Genomic DNA, 26,439 nt, shown 5'->3' with positions numbered 1-26,439 from the left:
TCAACTTCTCTTTTTTCGCAACAATGCGAGAGTAAATGTTTGATTATGAAAAGTACTATGACCTTTTTCGTTGTTTCCTATTTCTCCGTAGGTAAAAAAACCAGCCAACGGCTTCTTCCATTTGATGGAAGCCAGCTTGATCTCCGTGGAGATAAGCGGACCTAAAGCCAGGTGACGGGCTATACAGGAAAAAAGAATCAACAAATCGGCTTTTTTATTTTTTTCATGAAAAGCAATAATCTTTTCGCGGGTATTTTCCATGATCTCAAATCCCGGCGAAGTGGAAAAGGAGATTACCGAACCGGCAGGTACCGAACCGGCAAAAATCAGGCTTCTCCGGTCTTTATCTATTCCGGTAATGGCCCGTAAAACACTGGTTCCATCTTCATTTCGCACCATAAACGGATATTCAATTCCCATGGCCGGCAAATCTTCTTCTTTTACATTCAGATAATTCATGTACATGTCTAAAGCCGGCAAACCGTTGATTTGATATACCGTATTTCCATCTGCTTTATCCACTGTAAACTCAGCCCCCAGACTAATCCATCCTCCGCTGATCATCCCGGTCAATTCTATCTTAGACTGATTAAGAACCAAAGCAATAACCCCATCATCGGTAACGGTTTCTTCGGTAAATACAAAGGTTTTTTCAAAACGGCCATCATCGCCGGCAAGACCACCATAAAGAGGCATTTCATTACCGGTTTTCGAAACAATTCCTTCGACAAGTGCCTGTCCGTCCATGACAATGCCACTGCCCACCACCAACGCAGAAGGATGACGAAAAGCAGCTGTTATTTTCTCCCCGAGCTGAGCACCCAACGCATAAGGCGTAGCATTTCCTCTTTTCACAGGAAAAAGCCGAAAACAATCCGGGTGAATATCGGTTAACACAACGACCACCGACTTTTCACCAATATGATTCAGGGTTTTATCAAATAAAATTTCGCCCCCCGTAGTACTCCCGAACAATCTGATTTGTTGCGATTTAAAGACATCCATAAGGGATGTTAGCGGAAAAGAAACCGATGCAAAAACAAAAGCCAGTGTAGGCTTAAACGAAATAACATTTAAAGCATGATTAAATTTTTCCTGAAACTCGCTATACGAAAGAGCAACAAAAGTATGCGATGTTATCATTTGTCCATTTGCTGATGATAAGCAAATGTACATAAAAAATCAGGATATTCCTTTTCAGGGAAAGAAAGTTACGCTCTTCCTGTTACTTCAGGCATAAAAACAATACCCGGTTTATTTTTTCAGGGCATCCCAACCCTGAGCCGTCAGTTCAATGACCTGATTATCCGGAGTAATCAGCCGGTTTCCTTCTGAAATATCCGAAACATATCCAATTACGCTCACATCAGGCATCTCTTTAATTTTGTCGTAATCGGCCTGTTTAACCGTAAAAAGCAGTTCATAATCTTCGCCTCCGTTCAGCGCTGCCACGGCAGGAACCAGAGAAAACTCCTGAGCCGTATCATACGTCACCGGATCGATGGGAATACGGTCTTCGTAAATCACAATACCGGCAGCAGAAGCTTTGGCAATATGCAGCGCTTCAGAAGCCAGGCCGTCTGAGATATCAATCATTGCGGTGGGAACAATTTGTTTCTCTGCCAGTTTTTTCACCATGTCGGTACGGGCTTCCGGTTTCAGTTGCCGTTCCAGAATGTATTCTTTTCCAGCCATATCCGGTTGCATATTCGGATTGGCTTTAAAAACTTTTTTCTCCCGTTCCAGCAACAACAATCCCATATAAGCGCCCCCCAAATCACCGGTTACACACAAAATATCGCCAGACTTAGCACCACTGCGATAGGCAATTTTTTCCTTTTGTACTTCCCCGATCACCGTTACCGAAATAAATAATCCGTGAATACTGCTGCTGGTATCGCCTCCCACAAAATCAACATGATAAAATTCACAGGCTTTTTTAATTCCTTCGTAAAACTCTTCCAGTGCTTCCAATGAATATTTTGATGAAACCGCCAGTCCGACCACAATTTGTTTGGGGATGCCGTTCATGGCCGCCATATCCGAAAAGTTTACCACGGCGGCTTTGTATCCCAAATGTTTCAACGGCGTATACATCATATCAAAATGTACACCTTCAATCAGCAAATCGGTAGAAACCAATGTGTATTTTTTGGTTCCGTTTTTAAGCACGGCGGCATCGTCGCCAACCCCTTTTACCGTTGATTTTTGGGTCAGTGGAATATTCTGTGTCAGTCGGTTGATCAAACCAAACTCTCCTAATTCAGCAATATCGGTTAACTTCCGGTCACTCATATTTTTATTTTTTTGCAAAAGTAACGCTTTCTGCTTCACCTGCTGGCATGCAAGAATAAAAAGCCAGGCAAGTACTTTTCAGATGAGTTTTATTTGATGAAAAGCCCTAACTTTTGTAATGCCTGCGATACCGAACGGACATTTTCAAACACCAGCATCAGTTTTCCTTTTTTCTCTTTGATTTCGCAGCATCCCTGATGTTCTTTCACCGTTTCAATGATTTTTCCAAAAATTTCAGATTGGAAAAAATCGGCTTCTTCGTTTCCGGCAAAAACACCCGTCATTTTGTTAAACTTCAGAATTAATTTTTCGAAGCCGAATTGCTGTGCCTGACGGCGCAGCCACAAAGCATCCAAAAGGGCTTTTACAGCAGGCGGAGGCGGGCCAAAACGGTCGATGAGCTTTTGACGGAATTGTTCCAACGCTTCTTTGGTTTTCAAACTGTCCAGCTCTTTATAAAGCAAAAGGCGTTCGGAAGCACTGCTGACGTAATCTACCGGAATAAAAATCTCCATGTCGGTTTCAAGCTGACACTCCCGGACAAATTCCTGTTCTTTTTTCTCGTGGGCAAACAACTCTTTAAACTCATTTTCTTTCAGTTCGGCAAGTGCTTCATCCAGAATCTTTTGATACATTTCAATACCAATTTCCGAGATGAATCCGCTTTGCTCAGCACCCAGGATGTTTCCGGCTCCGCGAATATCCAAATCGCGCATGGCGATGTTAAAACCACTGCCTAAATCGGCATATTCTGTAATGGCTTTTAACCTTTTGCGAGCATCTTGCGGCAGCGATGCCAACGGCGGAGTAAGCAAATAACAAAAAGCTTTTTTATTGGATCTTCCTACCCGACCTCGCAATTGGTGCAAATCGCTCAAACCATAATTCTGCGCATCGTTGATGATAATGGTATTGGCGTTGGGGATATCCAGGCCGGATTCAATGATGGTTGTAGCCAATAACACATCGTACAACCCTTCCACAAAGTCAAGCATGATTTTTTCCAGCTTTTTACCCTCCATTTGTCCGTGAGCCACGGCAATACGGGCATCCGGAACAAATTTTTTCAGCATATCATACACTTGCATGATGTTTTGAACCCGGTTATGCAGGAAAAAAACCTGTCCGCCCCGCGCCATTTCATAATGGATAGCCTCGCTAATCGTATGCGGATTGAATGAGCGCAACTCTGTTTGTACCGGATAACGGTTAGGCGGCGCTGTGTTGATAATAGAAAGATCGCGAGCCCCCATAAGCGAAAACTGCAAAGTACGCGGAATAGGGGTAGCCGTCAAGGTAAGCGTATCTACATGTACCCGCATTTGCCGGATTTTTTCCTTGGCCGACACCCCAAATTTCTGTTCTTCGTCCACAATAAACAATCCCAGATCTTTAAATTCCACATCTTTGCTCAAAATACGATGAGTACCAATGAGAATGTCGATACGCCCTTCTTTCAGCTTCTGTAATGTTTCTTTTTGCTGCCGGGTACTTTTAAACCGGTTGATGTAATCAATGGTCACCGGAAAATCTTTCAACCGTTCAGAAAAAGTTTTGTAATGCTGTAATGCTAAAATCGTTGTCGGCACCAAAACCGCAACTTGCTTACTGTCGGTTACGGCCTTAAAAGCAGCACGAATAGCTATTTCGGTTTTCCCAAATCCCACATCTCCGCAAATGAGGCGATCCATCGGATGCTCCTGTTCCATATCGTGCTTTACCTCTTGTGTCGCTCTTAACTGGTCCGGGGTATCCTCATAAATAAAGCTGGCTTCCAATTCGTTCTGCAAGTAAGTATCCGGCTGAAAAGCATATCCTTTTACTGCTTTACGGCGGGCGTACAACTTAATTAAATCACGGGCAATGTCTTTTACTTTCGATTTGGTTTTGTTTTTCAGCCGATTCCAGGCTCCGGATCCCAAACGGTGCAATTGGGGTGGCGTACCATCTTTTCCCACATATTTGGCAATGCGATGCAACGAATGAATGTTGACATACAAAATATCTCCATTCTTATAAATCAACCGGACAGCTTCTTGCTTTTTGCCATTATTCTCAATGATCTGTAATCCGTCAAAGCGTCCCACGCCATGGTCGATATGGGTTACATAATCACCCGGATTCAGATTATACAGTTCCTTGATGGAAAGGGATTCTTTACGACCAAACCCTTCTCGTAAGTGAAACTTGTGGTACCGCTCAAAAAGCTGATGATCGGTATAACAAAGGATTTTTAAATCGTGATCAATAAAACCAGCTGTCAGGCTCATGTGAACCGCCGTAAAATGCACCGGCTGGCGGTCTCCGCTATGGTCCATTTCTTCAAAAACATGTTGCAGCCGTTCGGTCTGCTTTGTGTTTTCAGAAAAGATAAACGGGCGATACCCTGCTTCTGACTGTTTACGTAAATCTTCAGCCAACAACTCAAAATTTTTATGAAAAGCCGGCTGGGGAGAGGTATGAAAAGAAACGGAAAAATGATCGGAGAAAAGCGAATGAATACCCCATTCCACAGTAGGCAAAATATCCATTTTCTCCATAAAATGTTTCCCGTCGATAAAAAGTTCTTCAGGACTCCGTTGTTCTTCTCCGGAAAGCTGCTCGAAAATATTGAGTGCTTTTTCGTATTCATGTACCAGACGATCATGAATCAATTCGATATCGGTAAGCCACCAACGTGTCTTCGGAGGAAGATAATCCAAAAAACTAATGCGTTCTTCCCGGAGATACCGGTTTTGCACATCAGGAAGAAGGGTTATACGCGAAAGCTTTTCCAGCGAAAGCTGACTCACCGGGTCGAAAGTACGGATAGAAGCAATTTTATCCCCGAAAAACTCAATACGATACGGATGGTCATTGGAAAACGAAAAAACATCCACAATACCTCCCCGTAGAGCAAATTGTCCGGGTTCTGCTACAAAATCCACCCGCTCAAATGCAAATTCCACGAGAAAATCAGTGAGAAAATCCGGCGAGATTTCATCATCCTGCCGCAATTTCATCAGGTTTTTATTAAGATAATTCCTGGAAATAACTTTTTCGGCCAGTGCTTCCGGATAGGTTACCACAATGGTTTTCCTATCATTATTCATAAAACGCTTAAGCACTTCCGTACGTGAAAGTTCATACGCTTTATCCAATTTTTCCGGCTCGTAAGGACGCTTGTATGGCGTAGGATAAAACAGCACCCGCTTTTCACGTTGGTCGATGTCTTTATCCTGAAGCAAAGCTTCGATATCATTGTAAAAATAAGCGGCATCTTCTTTTTCGGGCAAAACCACAATGTGCTGTTGTTTCCCGCTTTGCATAAAAAGGGATGCCAGAATTCCTGCTGTTGCCGACCCGATAACCCCCTTCAAAAAAACATGATTTTCTTGCTGGCGCAGGGCTTCAGCCAAAATACTGATTTTGGGATGTTTTTGATAAAGATGTAAAAAATCCGTTGCTTCCACGGAAAGAGTGTTTTTTTCCGACGGCAAAAGTATTGAATTTCTACAGATAGAAACCGGCTTTATTTACCTATAGATTTTTTACATTTACGGATATGAAAAAACAAACCATCGCCCGCTACGAATTTTCCTATCCTGTCATGGCATCCGTCCTATATTTTTTGCTGGAAAAGCATGTGTTAGCAGAATATTGGTATTTATTTTTTGCGTCGCTGATGAGCATTTACTTTTTTCCGGTAAAACTTCTGCTTAATGGCGATCTTTCGGGTATTTTTCATAAAAACAGAATGATGGAACATTTCTCGTCCCTGGTGTTTTTCATCATTGCAGCCTCATCCGTTATCATGGTTGTGGTAAAAAACCATCACGGCCTTACCATCACCTTCGAGGTTTTTTCAATCGTCAACATCCTGCTCGGATTATATTATTCCACCGCCGGCAAGCGAAAAGACCTCTTCCCTACCCATTTCGGATTTATTGTTTTAACAGCCGCTATATTAGGAATTTAAGCACCATGTTGGTACGCGAATTTTTGCGTGCCGGATTCTAACTAAATGTTTCTGCGTTGTTCCATAGGACTGCCTCACGACACAGATGCGGACGAGTAGGGTTATGACCATCAACCTTTCAAGTCCTGTCCGACTTGAAAGGTTGACCGGAACTTATTCCAAATAGTATTTTTCCATTCCGGGGACAGATTTATTCTCTTCATGGAAAAGAACAAATTCGTCAAGGGAAGAAAAATAAGAAAGTCCTTCTTCACGATTAATATGCGTTGGACTTTTGGAAAGATAGGCATTATAAGATGAAAATTTCCAATCAACATAATTTTTAACAAACCCGTGATGAACCGGATTTCTGTGGATATAATTCATCAGACAGATAAAATAATTCTCATCATCAACCAATATCCGTTGGTAAGGATAAAGAAACAATCGTCCTTTCCTGTGATGGATGACATTAAAAGACCTTGTATAACTGTTAAAAAAATTCCGAAATGATTTTAAAACAATTTGTGCTTTATTCTCCTTATCCTTTTCCGATTTCACCGGAATATTTTCTTCATCTTTGATAATTACCAGTAAGTGAAAATGATTTGGAATAAGACAATAGGCAACAATATGCGCTACCGGCAAAATGTACCGGTTTAATTTCTTTAAAAAATAGAAATAGTCTTTTTCGATAATAAATAACTTATCCCGACTTATGGCTTTATTATAAATATGATAAATTTTGCCCGGTTCAAGTACTTCCTGTTTGTTGGTCGTTTTGGAATAATCCATGACAATAACCTTAGTAGGGTCATGTAAAGGTATAATTTTCTTTGGATAAATCCAATTCTCTTCTCCTTTCAGGTCGAGCCAGACCTGAAAGGTGGAAACCCGGGAATAAAGCCATACAATAAATGCGGTAAAGGTAATATCAAGCCCTTTCATTAACTCAACCTTTCAAGTCCTGTCTGACTTGAAAGGTTAACATATTCCTTTCTCCTTTCAGGTCGAGTCAGACCTGAAAAGTGGAAAACCCAGGAATAAAATCATACAATAAATGCGGTAAAGGTAATATCAAGCCCTTTTCTTAACTCAACCTTTCAAGTCCTGTCCGACTTGAAAGGTTAACGCAGCCCCTTCAACTGCTCTTCCAGCACTTTTATCCGTGCTTCGGCATCGGCCTGTTTTTTACGCTCTTTTTCCACCACGGCAGCCGGGGCGTTGTTGACAAAACGCTCGTTGGAAAGTTTTTTCATCACCGAATTTAAAAAGCCGCGGGTGTAATTCAGTTCCTCTTCAATTTTTTTGATTTCGGCTTCCACATCTACACTTTCGGCCAGCGGCACATAAAACTCTTGTGCCCCCACCGTAAACACCAGTACACCATCAGGTTTCTCGTCCACGGTTTCCACTCCCGAAAGGTTGCCCAGCTTGATTACCACCGGATAAAATTTACAACGGGCCGTTTCGCCGGCTTTCACTTTCAGCTCCAGCTTTTCTTTGTTCGGAATGTTTTTCTCTTTCCGCAGGTTACGGATGCCGAGGATAATCTGTCCGGCCCGCTCAAAGGCTTTCAGGTTTTCGGCATCAAAAGGCTGCGACTGCGGCATGGAAGCCACAATAATATCATCGCCTTCCTGACGGTCGCGCAGCAGATGCCAGATTTCTTCCGTAATAAACGGCATAAACGGATGCAACATCTTCATCAGCGCTTCAAAAAAGGCCAGCGTTTTTTCCAGTGTATAACCATCAATCGGCTGCTGGTATGCCGGTTTCACCATTTCGAGATACCAACTGCAGAAGCTGTCCCAAATCAGTTTATAGGTAGCCATCAACGCATCCGAAATACGGTACGTGGCAAAATTCTTTTCGATGACGGCCAGCGTTTCGTTCAGCTTATCTTCAAACCAGGCGATAGCCAGTTTGTTGTGCTCAGGTGTTTCCAGTGCAGCATCGGCTTTCCAGCCTTTCACCAGCCGCAGGGCGTTCCATATTTTGTTGCTGAAATTCCGTCCCTGCTCGCACAACGCTTCGTCAAACGGCAGGTCGTTACCGGCCGGCGCCGTCAGCAGCATGCCCACACGCACCCCGTCGGCACCGTATTTTTTTATCAGTTCCAGCGGGTCAGGCGAGTTACCCAGCGTTTTCGACATTTTACGTCCCAGCTTGTCACGCACAATGCCCGTGAAATAGACATTTCTGAACGGAATTTCTTTGCGGTATTCCAGTCCGGCCATAATCATGCGCGCCACCCAGAAAAAGATGATGTCCGGACCCGTGACCAAATCGTTGGTCGGATAGTAATACCGAATTTCTTCGTTGTCGGGAAAGCGGATGCCGTCAAATACCGAGATAGGCCACAACCACGACGAAAACCAGGTATCCATCACATCTTCATCCTGCTTTAAATCAGCCGGTTTCAGGTCGGGCAGGTCAAATTGCTTACGGGCTTTTTCCAGGGCTTCTTCCACCGATTTGGCCACCACAAAACGGCCGTCGGGAAGGTAGTACACCGGAATACGCTGTCCCCACCAAAGCTGCCGCGAAATGTTCCAGTCGCGCACATTTTCCATCCAGTGGCGGTAAGTATTTTTGAATTTGGCCGGGTGAAATTTTATTTCATCTTTTTCCACCACTTCCAGTGCCGGCCGCGCCAACTCTTTCATCTTCAAAAACCACTGCATCGAAAGCTTCGGCTCAATCACCGCATCCGTACGTTCCGAAAAACCCACGCTGTTCACATAATCTTCTACTTTCACCAGACTGCCGGCAGCTTCCAGGTCTTTCACAATCTCTTTCCGCACAGCAAAGCGGTCTTTGCCGACGTACAGCTGTGCTGCTTCGTTCATGGTGCCGTCGTCGTTAAAAATGTCGATGCTTTCCAGGTGGTGTTTTTGGCCGATTTCGTAGTCGTGCACATCGTGCGCCGGCGTAATTTTCAGCGCCCCCGTACCAAACTCACGGTCCACATATTCGTCGGCAATCACCGGCACCGGACGGTTAACCAGCGGCACGATAACCTTTTTCCCCACATATTTTTTAAACCGCTCATCTTCCGGATGCACACACACGGCAGTATCACCCAAAATGGTTTCCGGCCGCGTGGTAGCGATGGTCAAAAAATCATCTTCGCCTTCCACCCGGTAACGCAGGTAGTACAGTTTCGACTGCACCTCTTTGTGTATCACCTCTTCGTCCGACACGGCCGTCTGCGCCTGCGGATCCCAGTTCACCATCCGTACACCGCGGTAAATCAGCCCTTTTTCGTACAGATCGATAAACACGTCAATCACCGACTCATACAGCGCTTCATCCATGGTAAACCGCGTACGGTCCCAGTCGCACGAAGCCCCCAGCTTTTTCAGTTGTTCCAGGATAATGCCGCCGTGTTTTTCTTTCCATTCCCAGGCATGCGCCAGAAACTCGTCGCGCGAAAGGTCGTCTTTGTCAATCCCTTCCTGTTTCAGCTTGTTCACCACTTTGGCTTCGGTAGCAATCGAAGCATGGTCGGTTCCCGGCACCCAGCAGGCATTTTTGCCCTGCATCCGGGCGCGGCGCACCAGCACATCCTGCAGCGTATTGTTCAGCATGTGCCCCATGTGCAGCACTCCCGTCACGTTCGGCGGCGGAATCACCACCGTATAAGGCTCACGCTCATCGGGTTCCGAGTGAAAATATTTCTTTTCTAACCAATAGCCGTACCACTTGTCCTCCGTGGCCGCCGGATTGTATTTGCTGGGAATTTCCATCTGTTTTTCTGACATTTTATTAAGGCAGCAAAAGTAAAAAATTTTAACCAACCTGATTTCTGTTTTTGGGCGGGCCCGTCCGAATCCGACAACCGGATAAAAAATAAAAAAAGCTGTCTAAAAAATTCAGACAGCTTTTTTACACAATCGCAAATGAATAAAACTATTCGGCTCGTTTAAAAACGATAGAAGTCACTGTTACATCATCGCCCCCCATATTGATGGTTAATCCATAAGGACGATTATCATCAATTTTAATCTGGGCTTTTCCGGCTTTTCCGGTCAGCTGTTGCCAAATGGTTACGGCCTGGTGTACGCCGGTTCCACCGGTAGGATGTCCCCATCCAATAAGTCCACCGGTGGTATTAAACGGAAGTTCTCCATTCCGACCGGTTTTTCCTTCTGCCACATAATCGGCACCTTCGCCTTTAGCTGCCAGTCCGAGTGCTTCCACCGCCAAAATACCGGCAATGGAGAAACAGTCATGGGTTTCTACCGTTCCTACCTGGTCAATGGTAATCCCGGCATTCTCTAACGCCTGGTGTGCGGCAAACTTAATGGTTTCCAATTCCGTTAAATCAGTAGGATCCGTAGTAATATCGCGTACGGCATGGCCAAAACCGACCACTTCCACGGCATCTTTTTTATCCACGCCAATACGTTTCAGTCCTTCTTCCGAACAAATGGTAATACCGGAAGCGGCATCCGAAACTTTGGAGCAGTCGAGCACCGTCAAATGATCCACAAAACTTTTCCCGTTGGGTTTCATCTTCAAAGCGGTTCCATACGGGTCCGGATTGGTATTATGATATTCCTGTGCCGTCGGATCGAGCCGTGCATTTTCAATGGCATTGGCATACCAGCGAGCCATTCCTTTACGGGTACGTTCGTAACCGTACTTTTCGTAATATGCCCCGGCACGATCGCTAAACTGTCCCGGGAAAAAATAAGCATGCCCTTGTTTACGGCGTTGAAACCATCCGGCCAAAGCCAGAATATCCGCACCATAAATCGCTTTTACGGTATTTTGTACTTCCACACCCAACGACAACACCACATCCGATGTTTCAGCAAGGATATGCCGAATTCCGGTTACCAGCGAAAGTCCACCGGAAGCACAAGCACCTTCTACACGTACGGCCGGTTTCATCGACAAGTCTTTATCAATCATCGGAATAAAGCCGTCAATATGTCCTTGTTTATTAAACCGGCCGGCCATAAAGTTTCCTATCACCGATTCATCTACATTTTGTGCACCACCAATTTGTGACAAAACACCTTGTCCGGCTTCTTTAATGTAATGTTCAATTCCCGGACGGGGCTTTTTCGGGTTAAATTCTCTTCTTCCGGTTCCCAATGAGATGGTGTTATAACCGGCTGTCATATATACTTTTTTTCTCAACTTTTTCATGGTTCTCGGTTTTTAGTCGAAATAATTATTAACAGGTCCGTAAGCATGGAAAAATCCGGTGAGCATCACCGTATTCACATCATCAATACTGTTAGCCACTTTGTCGCTTACCAGTTTTTCGCCAATGGCTTTAGAACGTTTTCCGTAGTTCACAGCAATTTGGGCACCCAGGGTATTCAAGGCTTTCAAATCGTTAAAGAACCGGGTAAAAGCTTCTTCTTTGTTCTTCATCCGCAAGGTTGATTTCCACGAAACTGCTGATTCAGGAAGCTCACCGAGCATTTCATCGCACTCTTCTTTAAATGAATCAATATCTACGTATTCCTGTTTATGAATATCCCATACCGCCACAGGTTTTCCGCCTTTGTATTTCAGGAAACCATCTTTTTGGGCTCCACTGGAGTACTGGCCGCCTTTAACTCCCTGCTCCATCATTTTGTCCAGCAAGTCACTGTGCAAATCTTCATCTTTCACAAAAGGATTCATCACGTTGAGGATAAACTGCATCACATCTATTCCCACATAATCCATCAGCTGGAAAATACCCATCGGACGAATTAAATATTCCTGTGTAATCTTGTTGATCATATAAATCGCTTTGTACAGCGGTATATTTTTTTCTTTGGACAGCGTTTCGGCTTCTTTGATACCATGCAATCCGTCACGCATAAAATGACCGTTTCCGATAAAACCGGCAAAGTCGTTAGACGGAACAACTATTTTTTTCAGGTTTTTGGCATAAGCATAAGCAAATTCCACCACTTCGTCTTTGGTATTATCGGTACGAATCAGCTCCACAAGTCTTTGTACAGCCGGCGGATTATAAAAATGGAAACCGATTACCTTACCATCCAAACCGGCCTCTTCATCAATCAGATGAATCGGTACGGAAGAAGTATTGGTGAAAAACCAAACATCTTTGTTGTTGTTTTGTTTAATCTGCGAAAGCAGCTTCACTTTCAGCGAGCGGTCTTCATTGACGGCTTCAAAAACCAACGTAGAACCATAAGCTGCTGCCATAGCCGTGGTGGGCCTGACAATGTTCATCACATCAAAAATGTACTCGTCGATAATATCAAAATTCTCAATGAGGTCATCGCGGTCAGCGTACATTTTACGCAGCCATACGGTTTTCTTTTCCGCGATTTTCCGTACCTGAACCCGGAGGTAATTCATCAAACCGGCCAGGCCTTCATCAGAAACATCAATCGCATTTAGCACGAATGTTTTCCCTTTATTTTCAGGTAGTAGTGCCCGGTCAGCCATTTCCACGGCTGTCAGCAACAAAATGCCACTGCCCATTTTACCGGCGGCACCCAGTACCGAAACATTTTGTAATCTCTCGTCGTAGGTCATATTTTTTGTTTTTAATGATTATTATTTTTATTTCTTGGTCGGAAGTCTGAAGTCAGAAGTCAGAAGCCTGAAGACAGAAGTCCGAAGTTTGTTCTTAATCTGGTTATTTTATTTTCTTTTGAAATGCAACCATCATGTTCATCAAGTTATAAGCATGATCATACTGGTTATCAAATTCTTTTTCATTCATCCGACTTCCATCTTCTAACTTCTATCTTCACTTCCACTCAGGTTTTCTCTTTTCCAGGAAAGCCGACATTCCTTCGCGACCTTCGCTGTTTTCACCGAAAAGTGTACCAAAAGCTTTGGCTTCCAGGTCAGCACCTTCATCCAGGCTCATTTCGTAGCCACGGCGGGCAACATCTTTTACTTTTTTGATAGCCTGCGGCCCTTTGGATGCGATATTTTTAGCTATTTTCATTACCTCACCCATCAGGTTTTCCTGTTCTACTACCTTTTGTACCAATCCAATACGCAAAGCTTCCACCGCATCAATCATATCGGCAGTCATTAACAAATACAACGCCGTTCCCAAATTAGTAAGTCGCGAAAGGCGTTGTGTTCCGGCATAGCCCGGAATAAGTCCAAGATTCACTTCCGGCTGGCCAAATTTGGCTTTGGTACCGGCAATACGAAAGTCACAGGCCATAGTCAGTTCCATTCCACCGCCAAGAGCAAAGCCGTTTACCGCAGCAATCACCGGAATTTCCAGCTTTTCAAGGCTCCGGAAAGTGTTTTGTCCCAACCGCGAAAAAGCTTCTCCTTCGGCCTGGTCTTTATTTACCATTTCAGCAATATCGGCTCCGGCAACAAAAGCTTTTCCTTCGCCTGTAATCACCATCACTTTGACTTCAGGATTATTTTTTACGGAGGCAATCAACTCATCCATTTCATTAAAAAACTGCGTGTTTAGCGCATTCATGGCTTTGGGCCGGCTGATGGTTACCAGCAAAATACCCTCTTCGAGTTTTGTCTGTAATATTTTATTGTCCATGCGTAATAATTTTTTAAAACCCAAAGTTAAAAATTTTGAGTCATCCTAAAACGCACTTTATGAATATTTAAGAAATATGGAATGAGGCCAAATAAGGAGGAAACAAAACCCAAAACGCAAAAAACAAAAAATCAATTCTCCATTTCCCCGGCCTTCCAGTCCCCCTTTTTACCACAAAGGTGCTCGAAGGACAACACAAAGGCGCACAAAGAAAAAAATCAAGAAAACAAGAGACAAAAGACAAGGAATAAATTAAAACACATCTTCAATCCGGAAGGTTTGTCCGTTAAAGGTAAAGGAGTCACCGGCTTTTTTGCCACGCATGGCTTCGAAAATCGGAACACGGGGTGAAATAGCATAAAAAACTGTACCATCCAGTTCTACTTTTCCCATGCCCACCGAAATAAAAAGTTTTTGTTTATCCGTAATGACTATGGCGCCAAACTCAACCGTATCAATTTCCTTATCTGTCGGAATCTTTTGCAGGGTAACCAACCGGGTGTTAGCTTGTTTTAATTGTTGGGCAAACAAATTATTCTGATTCATCAATTTGGTACGATAAGGATCATACCGGTCTTTTGGGGCACCATATTCATTTGAAAGGCGCAGTGTTTCATCTACTTCATGCTGTAATTCTGCTGCCGTTGCCTGCTGCCGGGCAATACACACCGCTAACAGCTTATTTTTCAACTCCAACTTGTCCATTCGGGAAATTTTTTCTGAATTAAACAGCGAAGATAGCAAAAAACTTGTTTGCTCTTTTCAACAGAAATGTGGCATTAAACAGTATACCGGTCTTTTGCCATTATTTCAAATCTTGTGGACCCGGTTCTACTGTACCATACAAATCGTAAAAATCAGCCCGCTCAATTTTCACCGGATAAAAATCGCCAATTTGCAGCGGAGCATCACCAACAGGGATCAACACTTCATTATCCACTTCCGGGGAATCAAACTCGGTACGCCCCACATAAAAATCGCCTTCTTTTTTATCAATAAGTACCCGAAACGTTTTTCCGACTTTTTCTTCATTCAGTTCCAGTGCAATTTGCTGTTGCAATTCCATCAGGCGGTCTTCCCGTTCTTGTTTCACCTTGGCAGGGACATCGTCCGGTAAGAGAAATGCAGCCGTGTCTTCTTCCGGAGAATACTGAAAAACCCCCAAACGGTCAAACCGCATCTCTTTTACAAAATCCAACAACTGCTGAAATTCGGCTTCCGTTTCGCCCGGATATCCCACAATAAATGTGGAACGCAAGGCCATGCCCGGCACTTTTTCTCGCCACGAATAAGCCAGCTTCCGGGTTTTTTCTTCATCCAGTCCGCGCTTCATCGACTGTAAAATCCGATTGTTGATATGCTGCAACGGGATATCCAGATAATTGCAAACTTTCGGATTTTGACGCATTATATCCAGCAAGTCTTCAGGAAATCCGGCCGGATACGCGTAATGCAACCGGATCCACTCTATGCCTTTTATTTCCGAAAGTTTTTCCACCAACCCGGCAATCCGGCGTTTTTTGTATAAATCCAGTCCGTAATACGTCAAATCCTGGGCAATGAGCAGCAGCTCTTTTACGCCGCGACCAGCCAGATTCTCTGCTTCTTCCAGTATCTCTTCAAAAGGCTTGGAAACATGTTGCCCGCGGATCAGCGGAATGGCGCAAAAAGAACAATGCCGGTCACATCCTTCCGAAACTTTTAAATAAGCATAATGCGACGGTGTGGTCAGATGCCGTTCACCCAACAGCTCTTTTTTATAATCTGCTTCCAGCGTTTGTAAGATCTGCGGCAGGTCGTTCACACCAAAAAAAGCATCCACCTGGTCAATCTCGTTTTCCAGTTCTTTTTTATAGCGCTGCGAAAGACATCCGGTAACGATAACTTTTTTCAGTTCGCCGGCTTTTTTAGCTTCCACAGCCGACAAAATCATGTCAACCGATTCTTCTTTGGCATCTGCAATAAAGCCACAGGTGTTAATCACCATGATGTCAGACGGATCATTGGAATCGTTAACCACCTCATACCGGCCGTCCAATTGCCGCATAAGCACTTCCGAATCCACCAGGTTTTTTGAGCATCCCAGTGTAACCACATTCACTATCTGCTTTTTCTTTTTTCTTACCATAAGTTCGGTTTTACAGCCACACCAGCAGAGGGTTGTGCTGCACAAAAGTTAAAAATATCGCTGTTTTTCCGGCAATTCTTACCGGAAACACGAAAATATCGAAAACAAAAAACGGACGATCAGGAAAACAGGGTTTCCACAAATTCTTTCCGGTTAAACACCTGGAGATCTTCCATTTTTTCGCCAACACCAATATATTTTACCGGGATTTTAAACATATCGGAAATACCGATGACCACCCCGCCTTTTGCAGTTCCGTCCAGCTTGGTCAGCGCAATGGCGTTCACTTCGGTAGCCGCAATAAACTGCCGGGCCTGTTCTATGGCATTTTGTCCGGTAGAAGCATCCAGCACCAGTAAAATCTCGTGGGGCGCATCCGGAATCAGTTTTTGCATTACCCGTTTGATTTTCGAAAGCTCATTCATCAGGTTCACCTTGTTGTGCAATCGTCCGGCAGTATCAATAATAGCCACATCGGCATCCTGTGCCAAAGCTGATTTCACGGTATCGTAAGCCACCGAAGCCGGATCGGCCCCCATGCCCTGACTTACAACAGGAACTCCAACCCGTTCTGACCAAATCTTAAGCTGCTCCACAGCCGCTGCACGGAAAGTATCCGAAGCCCCCAGCACCACTTTTTTGCCTGCCCGTTTAAAGTTATAAGCCAGCTTGCCGATGGTTGTCGTTTTTCCGACACCATTCACACCGACCACCATAATCACGTAAGGTTTTTTATCAGCAGGCAATTCAAAGTCTGCACCGTCACCGCTGTTATTTTCCTGCAAAAGTGCGACGATCTCCTCTTTCAGAATCCGGTTTAGTTCATCTACGCCCAAATATTTATCGCGGGCCACACGGGCTTCAATCCGGTCAATGATTTTCAGCGTAGTTTCCACGCCCACATCCGAAGTAACCAGCACTTCTTCCAGTTCATCCAGCACTTCATCGTCTACTTTCGACTTTCCGATAACGGCTTTCGAAAGTTTACTAAATACACTCTGTCTGGTTTTTTCCAGTCCTTTGTCGAGTTCCTCTTTTTGTTCCTTAGATGAGAAGAAAGAAAATAAGCCCATAATTTCCTGAATCATTATTAATTACCCGCACAACAAACCGGTGTTGCACGAAAGTGTAAAAATAAAAAAAAGCTCTTTCCCGCAGGCAGGAAAAAGCTTTCTTTTTTTATCTGCAGAACTTCTGCTTATTTCTTGGCAAAATATTCTTTCACCTTGTCGGTGGGAACAATTTCTTCTTTAAAAGTGTAAGCGCCCGATTTCGGATTCTTTACCGCTTTAATCACTTTTGCGTAATCTTTTCCTGTGCTCTGTAATGTTGCAACAACTTTCTTAGCCATGGTTCAAATTATTTAATTTCTCTGTGAATAGTCATTCGTTTCAGTATCGGGTTGTATTTCTTCAACTCCAGTCTTTCAGGGGTATTTTTCTTGTTTTTGGTCGTAATGTACCTCGAAGTTCCCGGCATGCCGCTCTTTTTGTGTTCAGTGCACTCCAGAATCACCTGAATTCTTGCATCTTTATTTTTCTTGGCCATCGTAAATCGCTTTTAAAATTTTGGTCGGCAAAAATACAAACTCCTGACACATTATCCTAATATTTCTGAAAAAAATTTTTCTTTTGTTTTTTGGGCTGCCGACGCACAAACCCGCGACGGGCTGTCCGCTGTATTCCGCCTGATGAAACAGGAGTCACCTAAGCGTTTCCGGGGGCTTCCTCCGGTCGCCCCGGCCCCGCAAGGTTCTTTTCCTGTTTCGTCAGGCTTCGATGCCGCTCCCATCCCTGAGCCGGAATCACTACAAACTGTTAATTTTCTCATTCACCGTTTCCAGTACCATTTCGCGGCAACCACGGGCTTTTTCCAATATCTCTTCAGCTTGTTGCAATAATTTTCCGGTAAACTGTTTATCGTGGATACCCATGGCATTAATTTTCACATTCAAATAAGCTCCTTCTACGGCTGTAACGGCACACAACGCACCTACACCGGCATCGGACACCGAATTGGGATTGCCGTTTTCGGCCATGGCACGCATCACCGCAATAGAATTATAAGCCGTTTCCATCACTTTCAACGGAATTTCCATAGCATATTTCGACGCTTCTTCAATGGCTTTGCTACGGGCTTTTTTCTCTTCCTCGGTTTTTTTCGGTAAGCCAAAAGCTTCCATGATCCGGTTAAAAGCACGGGTATCTTCGTCCACCAGATGCAACAGCTCGTCTTTGTACTGCTGTCCTTTTTCGGCCCAGTCCGAAAACTCTTCCCAGCGATCGTCCCAGCCCCGTTTATGAGCCGACAGGTTGGCTACCATGGTTCCGAGCGATGCACCAAGGGCGCCTACATAAGCCGAAATAGAACCACCACCCGGGGCCGGCGATTCCGAAGCCGTTTCGTTGGCAAAAGCAGTAAGACTCATGTCCACCAGCTTTTTCTCCGGCTCTTCCAGCAAAAATTCTATGATTCGTTCTTTGGGATTAAATGGTTTTAAGTCATCCAGTCCCAACGATTTAATGGCAATTTTCAGCAGCTCATCCCGGTCCACACCCAGCGACCGTTTTTGTTTTCGCAGAAAATAACGTCCGGCTTCCAGCATGGCTTCCAAAGGAATCAGCCCCACAAGCTCCGAACCGGTAACCCGTATGCCGCGGGCGTCTGCTTTTTTACAAACTTCATCAAAAGCTACGTGTACCGGCGTAATGCTGATGTTGGTCAGGTTCATCGATATCTGGGCAATGCCGTACTCTTCGATATACCAGCCAATGGCTTTTACCGCTTTGAGCGAACCAGGAATATATACCGGATTTCCGTTTTCGTCTTTTACAATTTTTCCGGTAATGGGATTCCCTTCGCGTTTTACACGGCCGCGTTCGCGAACATCAAAAGCAATGGCGTTGGCACGCCGCGTGGAAGTGGTATTCAGGTTTACGTTAAAAGCCACCAGAAAATCGCGGGCTCCCACAGCAGTAGCTCCTGTTCCGGCCACTTTTTCGTTAAATTCAGCCGGACCGAAATCGGGTTTCCAGTGCGGGTCGGCCAGTTTTTCAGCCAGTCCTTCATATTCACCCGAACGGCAGTTGGCCAGGTTGCGACGTTCTTCCGTAAAAGCAGCATTTTCATAACAATACACCGGGATTTCCAGCTCTTCGCCAATGCGTTGGGCCAACTTGCGGGCATATTCCACCGTTTCTTCCATGGTGATGTTCGAAACCGGAACCAGCGGACATACATCGGTAGCACCAAAACGCGGATGTTCGCCTTTGTGGTTTCGCATGTCAATCACTTCAGCCGCTTTTTTTACTGCCCGGAAAGCCGCTTCCACCACTTCATCCGGCGTTCCGACAAACGTTACCACCGTACGGTTGGTGGCCGCTCCCGGATCCACATCAAACAGTTTTACGCCTTCTACTTTTTCTATCTCATCGGTAATTTGTTTTATGACGGTCCTGTCGCGACCTTCGCTAAAATTGGGAACACATTCGATTAACTTTTTCATAGGGATAAGCTGTTTTTATATTTTAATGAACAAAATTAGCAGATTTCCTGTTTTATAATTTTTCCGTTCAGGATAACGGTTTCCACTTTGTTACTGCCAAAAGCGTAAGGCATAAATTCAACCGTCGGGATTTTTTTGGTGATAAAAACATTGGCGGTTTTGCCCCGGGCAATGCTTCCCAGCCGGTCGCTGATACCCATGGCATAAGCCGTATTCAGCGTGGTGGCATAAATGGCTTCTTCGGGCAGCAGCCGATACGCAATACTGGCCATGGAAAGAATAAACTGCATGTTGCCCGAAGGCGCCGAGCCGGGATTAAAATCGCTGGCCATGGCCACCGGAAGACCGGCATCAATCATTTTACGGGCAGGCGCATACACCATTCCTAAAAAGAAAGCGGCTCCCGGCAAAACGGTGGGCATGGTTTCGCTGTTTTTTAAAACGGCTATTTCTTCATCACCGGTATATTCCAAATGATCCACCGAAAGGGCATTGTATTTCACGCCCGTTTGAATACCTCCGGAATAATCCAGCTCGTTGGCATGTATTTTTCCGCGTAAACCATATTTTTGAGCAGCTTCCAAAATCCGCGCAGTATCTTCTGTCGTAAAAAAGCCCTTGTCGCAAAAAACATCCACAAAATCGGCCAGTTTTTCTTCGGCAATTTGCGGTAACATTTCGTTTATCACCTTGTCAACATACGCCGTTTGCCGGCCTTTATACTCCAAAGGAACGGCGTGCGCACCAAGAAAAGTGGCCCGGATGGTCAGCGGCGAGGTTTCTTTCAGCCGCCGGATAACCCGCAACATTTTCAATTCGCTTTCGGTAGTCAAGCCGTAACCGCTTTTGATTTCCACAGCGCCGGTTCCGTAAGCCGTTATTTCGTCTAACCGCTGCAATGCCGACTCAAACAACTCGTCTTCCGAAATTTCCTGCATCCGCCGTGCCGTATTCAAAATTCCGCCGCCGCGCCGGGCAATTTCTTCGTACGAAAGGCCTTTTATCTTGTCCACATATTCAATTTCGCGCGAAGCGGGATACACCAAATGAGTATGCGAGTCCACAAACGAAGGGAAGACCATTTTCCCCGCCGCATTGAGCACGGTAACCTCTTTTGTTTTGGAAAGTAACGCTGTTTTGTCCAGGTTTTTCATTTTGCCGAAATCGGCAATTTTATCTTCTGTGATAAACAGCCAGGCATCGTCCACACAGGGCAAATCGGCCATCTCATGACCTTTAACCAACAAGCGGGGATTTTCTTCGGCAAGTACCAGTTTTTGAATGTTTTCGATGAGAAGGGCCATAATTCGAAAATTTAAAATGCAAAAATAGGGAAAATCGGGGGGCAAAAATTTACGATTCCAAATAAACGAATGCGCTTTCTTTAGTAGAAATGAGAGGATGTTTGGATGGAGGATGTTTGATGTGGAACGATGAATGGGAATTGATCATTGGTCATTCGTTGATTAGTTGATTTTGAGTAGTTTATGTGTTCTGCGTTTGGAATTTGGGGTTTCTCCGGAATTTGTTTTTTGGAACTTCATTTGTCATTTGGTTTTTTGCCTTTTGGTGCTTCCTTTGAACTTTCCTTTTCCCCGTTTTGAAAATTGCCGTTTTCACTTTATTTTTGTCACTGGCCATGTGGGGTTTTGGTGATTTAGTGAATGGTGAATGGTGAATGGTGAATGGTGAATGGTGAATGGTGAATGGTCATTGGTCATTTGTGTTTTGTTTTTTGAATTTTGTTTTTTGTTATTTGTGATTTTTTTTTTTGATTCGTTACTATGAAACCCGTCCGTAAACTTTTGCTCTTTGTTGTCCGTTTGGCTCTCCTTTGCAGTGTGATGCTTTCCTTTGCGTTTTCCCCTGCTGTTTCTTCGCTTTCTGCTTTGCCTGATGATGATGAATATGCCAATGCGGAAGATACGGTAACCGGTTACGGATATATTGCTACTGCCGATGAATTAACCAAACAAATCCTTGCTCATGTTGTCTTGTCCCTTTCTCCGGATTCTGTCTCCGGGGTGCCTGCCGATACCGTCTGGAAACTGGAAACCAATGAGGCCGGTACCGCTTTCTTTTCCCTGCCGGTGAAAATCTCTTCCGCTGATGCAATAAGCCTTTTCCCGGTGCTTAATGCTCGGGTTTTCCCTCATTCGGGCAGCGGATTTAATTTTATCTCTCCGGTGATTGTCCATGCTAAAATTCTGGTGTTTAATGCCAATGGTCTGCTGGTGACCGTGGAAGAAATTACAGGACGTCATGCTTTTGTTAACCTGAGGAACCAAAGTAACGGTTTGTATGTTTACCGGGTGGTGGGTGATAAAGGGGTGGTGTCTTCCGGTAAGTTTATCAAAACAAATGGGGTTGTAAAGAATGTGCGTGGTGAGGTGCCGGATAATGCTTTTAAATCTGCTGATTTCGGCTTTAAAAGTACGGCTTCCGAAGTGGCTTATTATTGGTTGAAGTGGCGTAAGGAGGGGTATAAAACGGACAGTGTTCGCCTGAGTCTTCATGAAGGCGATAACGGAACGCAGACCATTGCGATGGAACCTTTGCCGTTGGATACGCTTTGGGCTACGGGTAACTTTAAAGCGGTTGATGAAAACAACATGGGTTTAGAAGATGTTATTCTATACTTTAAACCGGATAGTGTGTTCAACCACACCCCCGACACCACATTCAAGATGGAAACCAAGGCGGATGGAAGCATCAGTTTCAAAGTTCCGGTCTGGATTAGTAACATCTCTAAACAAGATCCTATAAACGCTAAGTATCAATTAAAATGGAGTGAAGACGGTTACAAGACGGATAGTGCAGCATTCACGCTCACAGAAGGCGACAACGGAACACAAACAATAAAACTAACACCCTTACCAGTAGACACCACCTGGGGACAAGTTTTTATTGGAATTAGAAACAAAGAAACCGGAGAATCGATTACAGATATTACAGAATTAGAAATTACCCCAGATAGTATTGCAGATAAAACTCCAGATACAACTTATCACATTAAAACAAATGAAAGCGGATTTATTTATGATAACTTCCCAGTTAGAATCAGTAACAAGTTGCCGCCTTCGGAAATCAGGGCAAAATACAAGATAAAATGGGTTAAGGATGGTTTTTTCACGGACAGCACAGAAGTAACGCTAAAAGACGGAAAAAACGATCCAGTCTTTGTTTACTTACAACCTTTACCACCAGGTAAAGTAACGCTGATAGACACGGTAAGAGATTTAGAAACCAAGAAACCTTTGGAAAACATCATAACGAACATTATAGTAGCAGACACAGTATTCGCCACAGACACCACAGACGAAAACGGAGTATTCACATTTAAAAACATCCCACAAGGAACAGCATTAACTCTCAACATCCACGGATCCACAAGCCACTACTCATTACTAAGCGTAAGCGGTTACAAAACACCAAGTGACGTTCCTTTAAACACAACAGATACTATCTTCGGAGTTTACAACGCTTACTTGATTGCAAGAAACCCAATAACCAGCGCCACACACATCAGGCAATTCTGCGGAGAAAACACCAACCAAGACACAATACCTTTTAGTTTCGACAACGATACTAACCTATCAACATATGTTACTGAATCCGACAGAGAACAATACAGGGCTTGGTTCAAACAATTCGAAAAAGACACTGACAGTGCATTCATATTCAAAGAAAGCGAAACCAGTGTCAAAGGAAAAGAAGGAATTTTCATCTACAACGGCTCCTACGCCACAGACGCTTATCAAGGAGAATACTCTACCCCATTAGGAAAAGTATATCCTGTAATATATGCAATAAGCAGTCAATTCATCTCAGAATACAGTGTTTTTGTTCACGAAGATCTAAGAGGACTTGGATACAGAGAAGTTGGTCGGACTAATAGTGTAATGAATACGAATGCGTCTGTATTTACAGATGAGGACAAAACACTAATCAAGATAGGGCGAGAATACTATAAACAATTTTATGACGGAAAAACAAATATTGACCTTGATTTCATCTCTGATGACGAATAGTGGTGATTTGGTGAATAGTGAATGGTGAATGGTGAATTGTTGATTTTCAGTATTTTAACCACACTTTTACTGTCATCCTGAACGGAGTGAAGGATCTCAGAGGTTGTTTGGATGTGAGGATGGAGGATGTTTGATGTCAATGATGAGTGATGAATGGGAAAAAGTTATTAGTTATTGATATTGGTTGATTTTCAGTATTTTACCTGTATTTCCGCTGTCATCCTGAACGGAGCGCAGCGTAGTGAAGGATCTCAAAAAACTGGCATTAGTTAAAATAGATTCTTCGCTACGCTCAGAAGGACAAAAGAAGTTGTTTTTTTTGGAATTTGATTTTTTGTCTTTGGGGATTTCTCGCTTGGTCATTAGTCATTGGATGATTGGTTGGTTTTAAGCAGTTTGGCGTTCTGTGTTCTGTGTTTTGCGTTTAGGGTTTGAGATTTTTTTGTGATTTGATTTTTTGTTTTTTGGGTTTTCTAACTTGGTCATTGGGAAACGATGAACGATGAATGTTGAGTGATGAATGGTTGATTTTCAGTATTTTACCCGTATTTTTCACTGTCATCCTGAACGAAGTGAAGGATCTCAAAAAAACTGGCAATAGTTAAAATAGATTCTTCGCTACGCTCAGAAGGACAAAAGAAGTTGTTTTTTTTGGAATTTGATTTTTTGTCTTTGGGGATTTCTCGCTTGGTCATTAGTCATTGGATGATTGGTTGGTTTTAAGCAGTTTGGCGTTCTGTGTTCTGTGTTTTGCGTTTAGGGTTTGAGATTTTTTTGTGATTTGATTTTTTGTTTTTTGGGTTTTCTAACTTGGTCATTGGGAAACGATGAACGATGAATGTTGAGTGATGAATGGTTGATTTTCAGTATTTTACCCGTATTTTTCACTGTCATCCTGAACGAAGTGAAGGATCTCAAAAAAACTGGCAATAGTTAAAATAGATTCTTCGCTACGCTCAGAAGGACAAAAGAAGTTGTTTTTTTTGGAATTTGATTTTTTGTCTTTGGGGATTTCTCGCTTGGTCATTAGTCATTGGATGATTGGTTGGTTTTAAGCAGTTTGGCGTTCTGTGTTCTGTGTTTTGCGTTTAGGGTTTGAGATTTTTTTGTGATTTGATTTTTTGTTTTTTGGGATTTCCTTTGCGATTTGTCTTTTTGTTTTTTGGGTTTTCTAACTTGGTCATTGGGAAACGATGAACGATGAATGTTGAGTGATGAATGGTTGATTTTCAGTATTTTACCACACTTTTACTGTCATCCTGAACGGAGCGCAGCGTAGTGAAGGATCTCAAAAAAACTGGCAATAGTTAAAATAGATTCTTCGCTACGCTCAGAAAGACAAAACAGTTGATTTTTGGAATTTGTCTTTTGGGATTTCATTTGTCATTGCTTTCTGGAGCTTGAAATTTCCAGCCTCCCCGGCCATCTTTCAGGTTTATTCAGCCAAAAAGAGATACTACCAATAGTTCAAGGAGACTTAAACTGTTTGCAAGCATCCGTATTTCCCCTAATTCTCAGTGATGATAAAGGTAGTTCCTTTTCCTTCTTCGGATTGTACTTCGATGGAAAAACCGTGGGCATCCACAATCTTTTTCACAATATCCAATCCCAGTCCGCTCCCTTTCTCGCCAGAGGTTCCCAAGGTAGACTCGCCGGGCACTCCGGAAAAAATGGATTTTTTGATCTTTTCCGGCATTCCTACCCCGGTATCGGAAACATAATAACGGATTTTCCCGTTTTCTTTTTTCACATCCAGACTTATTGTTCCGCCTTCAGGAGTAAATTTCACCGCATTGCCGATGAGATTATTTAAAACCTGTAAAAAAAGAGAAACGTCCACTTCTGTTTCCAGATCTTCCGGGATGACCGAAGAAGTCAAACGGATATTTTTTGCTTCTGTTTTGGGTTGTGCTGTTTGTATCGCACTGTCCACCAGCTTCCTGACTTTGATTTTTTCTTTATCCAGTTTAAAATTGCCCAGCTCCAGGTTTGCCCAATGATAAAGCCGGTTGTTGTATTCCAGCAACCGGGTCAGCTCATCTTTCATCGAATGAAGCATTTCGCGGTTAAAATCGTTCATACAAGCCAGCAGCTCATCATCAGTAAGGAACATTTCTGCAATGCTCACCACCGAAGCCATCGGCGAACGCAGATCGTGGGATACAATAGACACAAATTTGTCTTTATACTGAAGCAACTGCTTCAATTCTTTTTCTGCTTTTTGCAGTTTTTCGTACAAAAGCTGATGCTCCCGTGCTTTTTGCAACGTTTGCTGACTTACAGGAATATCATTTTGATCGAGTAAACGGATGAATAAAAAATGGTTGCCGTTACGGTTGGCAGCAAAAGCCCGGAAATGCAACTCCACATCATCTGCCGGATTTTCAATCCACATATCAGAATCTTCCATCCGGGTATCATCTGCCGTTTCCCAAAAAACTTCTGCCTCGGGCAAAAAGACTTCAAGATAGGGGAAAACATTCCCGATTTCCAGTCCGTTTCGTACAGAGATTGCCTCCGGATAATATTTTTCGGCCCAGGCCGGAATACCGCCTACCGGAACAAATTTATTTTCATTGGTTTTTATAAACGAAAGTACATCAAACAGATGCAAATTACCAAAAGGATTCTCAAAGGAGAATTGACGTGGCGCAGAAGACAAAACAAAATCATTGTTCTTTTGAATTTTCTCCTTGATTTCATCCACTTCGGCCGTCACATCGGTAATGAGAATCCATGTGGCTTCGCCGGATTCGCGGAAAATGAGAAAATCGAGATAAAATTCTTCCCAGATCATACGGGGAAGTTCCAGCATCTCGAGCGGCGCTGCCGGAAAAAAGGTAACCAGAAAAGGGAAAATATCACTGACATTCTTTCCGGGTTCCCATGTGGCAGAAAAATGACCGGGGTTTCCGAAAACCTGTTGAATAATTCCTTCGGACGACGTTTTTATTAAAAGGCTGCGGTCTGCCATCGGTCCGCGGGCCAACAGCACTTCCTGAATGGTTTCGGGTTTTTGCAACGACATAA

The 26,439-nt window shown here is 43.7% G+C and carries 18 protein-coding genes; 2 read left to right on the top strand and 16 right to left on the bottom strand.

The features are described from left to right. The 3 genes from LA303_RS03050 to mfd form a co-directional block, all read right to left on the bottom strand. Positions 1-1,143 carry an FIST signal transduction protein gene (locus LA303_RS03050; RefSeq protein ID WP_240526465.1) on the bottom strand — a complete coding sequence of 381 codons (1,143 nt, stop codon included), beginning with the start codon at positions 1,141-1,143 and terminating at the stop codon, positions 1-3. 111 nt (positions 1,144-1,254) lie between these two features. Beyond that, positions 1,255-2,295 (bottom strand): thiamine-phosphate kinase, encoded by a 1,041-nt coding sequence (gene thiL, locus LA303_RS03045; protein ID WP_240526464.1) that lies wholly within the window; start codon positions 2,293-2,295, stop codon positions 1,255-1,257. A gap of 89 nt (positions 2,296-2,384) precedes the next feature. Next, entirely contained in the window at positions 2,385-5,747 is a 3,363-nt protein-coding gene (gene mfd / locus LA303_RS03040; RefSeq protein WP_240526463.1) for a transcription-repair coupling factor, read from the bottom strand. Between the two features lie 92 nt (positions 5,748-5,839). Between mfd and LA303_RS03035 the strand changes: the two genes are divergently transcribed. Beyond that, on the top strand, positions 5,840-6,253 hold the full coding sequence (locus LA303_RS03035) for a hypothetical protein (protein WP_240526462.1): 414 nt from the start codon (positions 5,840-5,842) through the stop codon (positions 6,251-6,253). 153 nt (positions 6,254-6,406) lie between these two features. Here LA303_RS03035 and LA303_RS03030 read toward each other — a convergent pair whose 3' ends face one another. From LA303_RS03030 to hutI, 12 genes are all read right to left on the bottom strand, one after another. Beyond that, on the bottom strand, positions 6,407-7,180 hold the full coding sequence (locus LA303_RS03030) for a transposase (protein WP_240526461.1): 774 nt from the start codon (positions 7,178-7,180) through the stop codon (positions 6,407-6,409). Between the two features lie 179 nt (positions 7,181-7,359). After that, positions 7,360-9,984, bottom strand: a complete 2,625-nt coding sequence (locus tag LA303_RS03025) for a valine--tRNA ligase (RefSeq protein ID WP_240527098.1) — start codon at positions 9,982-9,984, stop codon at positions 7,360-7,362. Positions 9,985-10,147: 163 nt separating this feature from the next. Next, a complete protein-coding gene (locus LA303_RS03020) occupies positions 10,148-11,395 on the bottom strand; it encodes a thiolase C-terminal domain-containing protein (RefSeq protein ID WP_240526460.1) in 1,248 nt (415 codons plus the stop codon). Between the two features lie 12 nt (positions 11,396-11,407). Continuing rightward, positions 11,408-12,751: a 3-hydroxyacyl-CoA dehydrogenase family protein gene (locus LA303_RS03015; protein ID WP_240526459.1), complete on the bottom strand. Its 1,344-nt coding sequence runs from the start codon at positions 12,749-12,751 to the stop codon at positions 11,408-11,410. Positions 12,752-12,968: 217 nt separating this feature from the next. Next, positions 12,969-13,745: an enoyl-CoA hydratase/isomerase family protein gene (locus tag LA303_RS03010; RefSeq protein ID WP_240526458.1), complete on the bottom strand. Its 777-nt coding sequence runs from the start codon at positions 13,743-13,745 to the stop codon at positions 12,969-12,971. A gap of 252 nt (positions 13,746-13,997) precedes the next feature. Further along, positions 13,998-14,450: a GreA/GreB family elongation factor gene (locus LA303_RS03005; RefSeq protein WP_240526457.1), complete on the bottom strand. Its 453-nt coding sequence runs from the start codon at positions 14,448-14,450 to the stop codon at positions 13,998-14,000. Between the two features lie 100 nt (positions 14,451-14,550). After that, the gene (rimO, locus tag LA303_RS03000) at positions 14,551-15,873 is read right to left on the bottom strand and encodes a 30S ribosomal protein S12 methylthiotransferase RimO (protein ID WP_240526456.1); all 1,323 of its coding nucleotides are present in this window, start codon (positions 15,871-15,873) and stop codon (positions 14,551-14,553) included. Between the two features lie 119 nt (positions 15,874-15,992). Then, positions 15,993-16,946, bottom strand: a complete 954-nt coding sequence (gene ftsY / locus LA303_RS02995; protein WP_240526455.1) for a signal recognition particle-docking protein FtsY — start codon at positions 16,944-16,946, stop codon at positions 15,993-15,995. A gap of 125 nt (positions 16,947-17,071) precedes the next feature. Next, positions 17,072-17,224 carry a DUF4295 domain-containing protein gene (locus LA303_RS02990; protein WP_240526454.1) on the bottom strand — a complete coding sequence of 51 codons (153 nt, stop codon included), beginning with the start codon at positions 17,222-17,224 and terminating at the stop codon, positions 17,072-17,074. 8 nt (positions 17,225-17,232) lie between these two features. Continuing rightward, entirely contained in the window at positions 17,233-17,421 is a 189-nt protein-coding gene (rpmG, locus tag LA303_RS02985; RefSeq protein WP_240526453.1) for a 50S ribosomal protein L33, read from the bottom strand. Between the two features lie 259 nt (positions 17,422-17,680). Continuing rightward, a complete protein-coding gene (ftcD, locus tag LA303_RS02980; protein ID WP_240526452.1) occupies positions 17,681-19,378 on the bottom strand; it encodes a glutamate formimidoyltransferase in 1,698 nt (565 codons plus the stop codon). A 35-nt stretch (positions 19,379-19,413) separates the two neighbouring features. Continuing rightward, complete coding sequence (hutI, locus tag LA303_RS02975; RefSeq protein ID WP_240526451.1) at positions 19,414-20,682, bottom strand: imidazolonepropionase; 1,269 nt, start codon at positions 20,680-20,682, stop codon at positions 19,414-19,416. 480 nt (positions 20,683-21,162) lie between these two features. Here hutI and LA303_RS02970 point away from each other — a divergent pair, with 480 nt between their 5' ends. Further along, positions 21,163-23,409: a T9SS type A sorting domain-containing protein gene (locus LA303_RS02970; RefSeq protein WP_240526450.1), complete on the top strand. Its 2,247-nt coding sequence runs from the start codon at positions 21,163-21,165 to the stop codon at positions 23,407-23,409. Between the two features lie 1,507 nt (positions 23,410-24,916). On the opposite strand, the gene LA303_RS02965 is transcribed toward LA303_RS02970, so the two are convergent. Beyond that, positions 24,917-26,437: a sensor histidine kinase gene (locus LA303_RS02965; RefSeq protein WP_240526449.1), complete on the bottom strand. Its 1,521-nt coding sequence runs from the start codon at positions 26,435-26,437 to the stop codon at positions 24,917-24,919. Positions 26,438-26,439: the final 2 nt, after the last annotated feature.

Origin of the sequence: Candidatus Sulfidibacterium hydrothermale, from assembly GCF_020149915.1 — a bacterium.
GTDB classification, from domain to species: Bacteria; Bacteroidota; Bacteroidia; order Bacteroidales; family F082; genus Sulfidibacterium; species Sulfidibacterium hydrothermale.
The sequence above is the reverse complement of the archived record's forward strand: the minus strand, read 5'-3'. Positions and strand labels throughout refer to the sequence as shown.

Coding starts and splice junctions, on each gene's coding strand:
- ftsY (WP_240526455.1), bottom strand. CDS start 16,946: ATGGGCTTATTTTCTTTCTTCTCATCTAAGGAACAAAAAGAGGAACTC.
- LA303_RS03020 (WP_240526460.1), bottom strand. CDS start 11,395: ATGAAAAAGTTGAGAAAAAAAGTATATATGACAGCCGGTTATAACACC.
- LA303_RS03050 (WP_240526465.1), bottom strand. CDS start 1,143: ATGATAACATCGCATACTTTTGTTGCTCTTTCGTATAGCGAGTTTCAG.
- LA303_RS02990 (WP_240526454.1), bottom strand. CDS start 17,224: ATGGCTAAGAAAGTTGTTGCAACATTACAGAGCACAGGAAAAGATTAC.
- LA303_RS02965 (WP_240526449.1), bottom strand. CDS start 26,437: ATGTCGTTGCAAAAACCCGAAACCATTCAGGAAGTGCTGTTGGCCCGC.
- hutI (WP_240526451.1), bottom strand. CDS start 20,682: ATGGCCCTTCTCATCGAAAACATTCAAAAACTGGTACTTGCCGAAGAA.
- LA303_RS02970 (WP_240526450.1), top strand. CDS start 21,163: ATGAAACCCGTCCGTAAACTTTTGCTCTTTGTTGTCCGTTTGGCTCTC.
- thiL (WP_240526464.1), bottom strand. CDS start 2,295: ATGAGTGACCGGAAGTTAACCGATATTGCTGAATTAGGAGAGTTTGGT.
- LA303_RS03030 (WP_240526461.1), bottom strand. CDS start 7,180: ATGAAAGGGCTTGATATTACCTTTACCGCATTTATTGTATGGCTTTAT.
- rpmG (WP_240526453.1), bottom strand. CDS start 17,421: ATGGCCAAGAAAAATAAAGATGCAAGAATTCAGGTGATTCTGGAGTGC.
- LA303_RS03035 (WP_240526462.1), top strand. CDS start 5,840: ATGAAAAAACAAACCATCGCCCGCTACGAATTTTCCTATCCTGTCATG.
- LA303_RS03025 (WP_240527098.1), bottom strand. CDS start 9,984: ATGGAAATTCCCAGCAAATACAATCCGGCGGCCACGGAGGACAAGTGG.
- LA303_RS03015 (WP_240526459.1), bottom strand. CDS start 12,751: ATGACCTACGACGAGAGATTACAAAATGTTTCGGTACTGGGTGCCGCC.
- LA303_RS03005 (WP_240526457.1), bottom strand. CDS start 14,450: ATGGACAAGTTGGAGTTGAAAAATAAGCTGTTAGCGGTGTGTATTGCC.
- rimO (WP_240526456.1), bottom strand. CDS start 15,873: ATGGTAAGAAAAAAGAAAAAGCAGATAGTGAATGTGGTTACACTGGGA.
- LA303_RS03010 (WP_240526458.1), bottom strand. CDS start 13,745: ATGGACAATAAAATATTACAGACAAAACTCGAAGAGGGTATTTTGCTG.
- ftcD (WP_240526452.1), bottom strand. CDS start 19,378: ATGAAAAAGTTAATCGAATGTGTTCCCAATTTTAGCGAAGGTCGCGAC.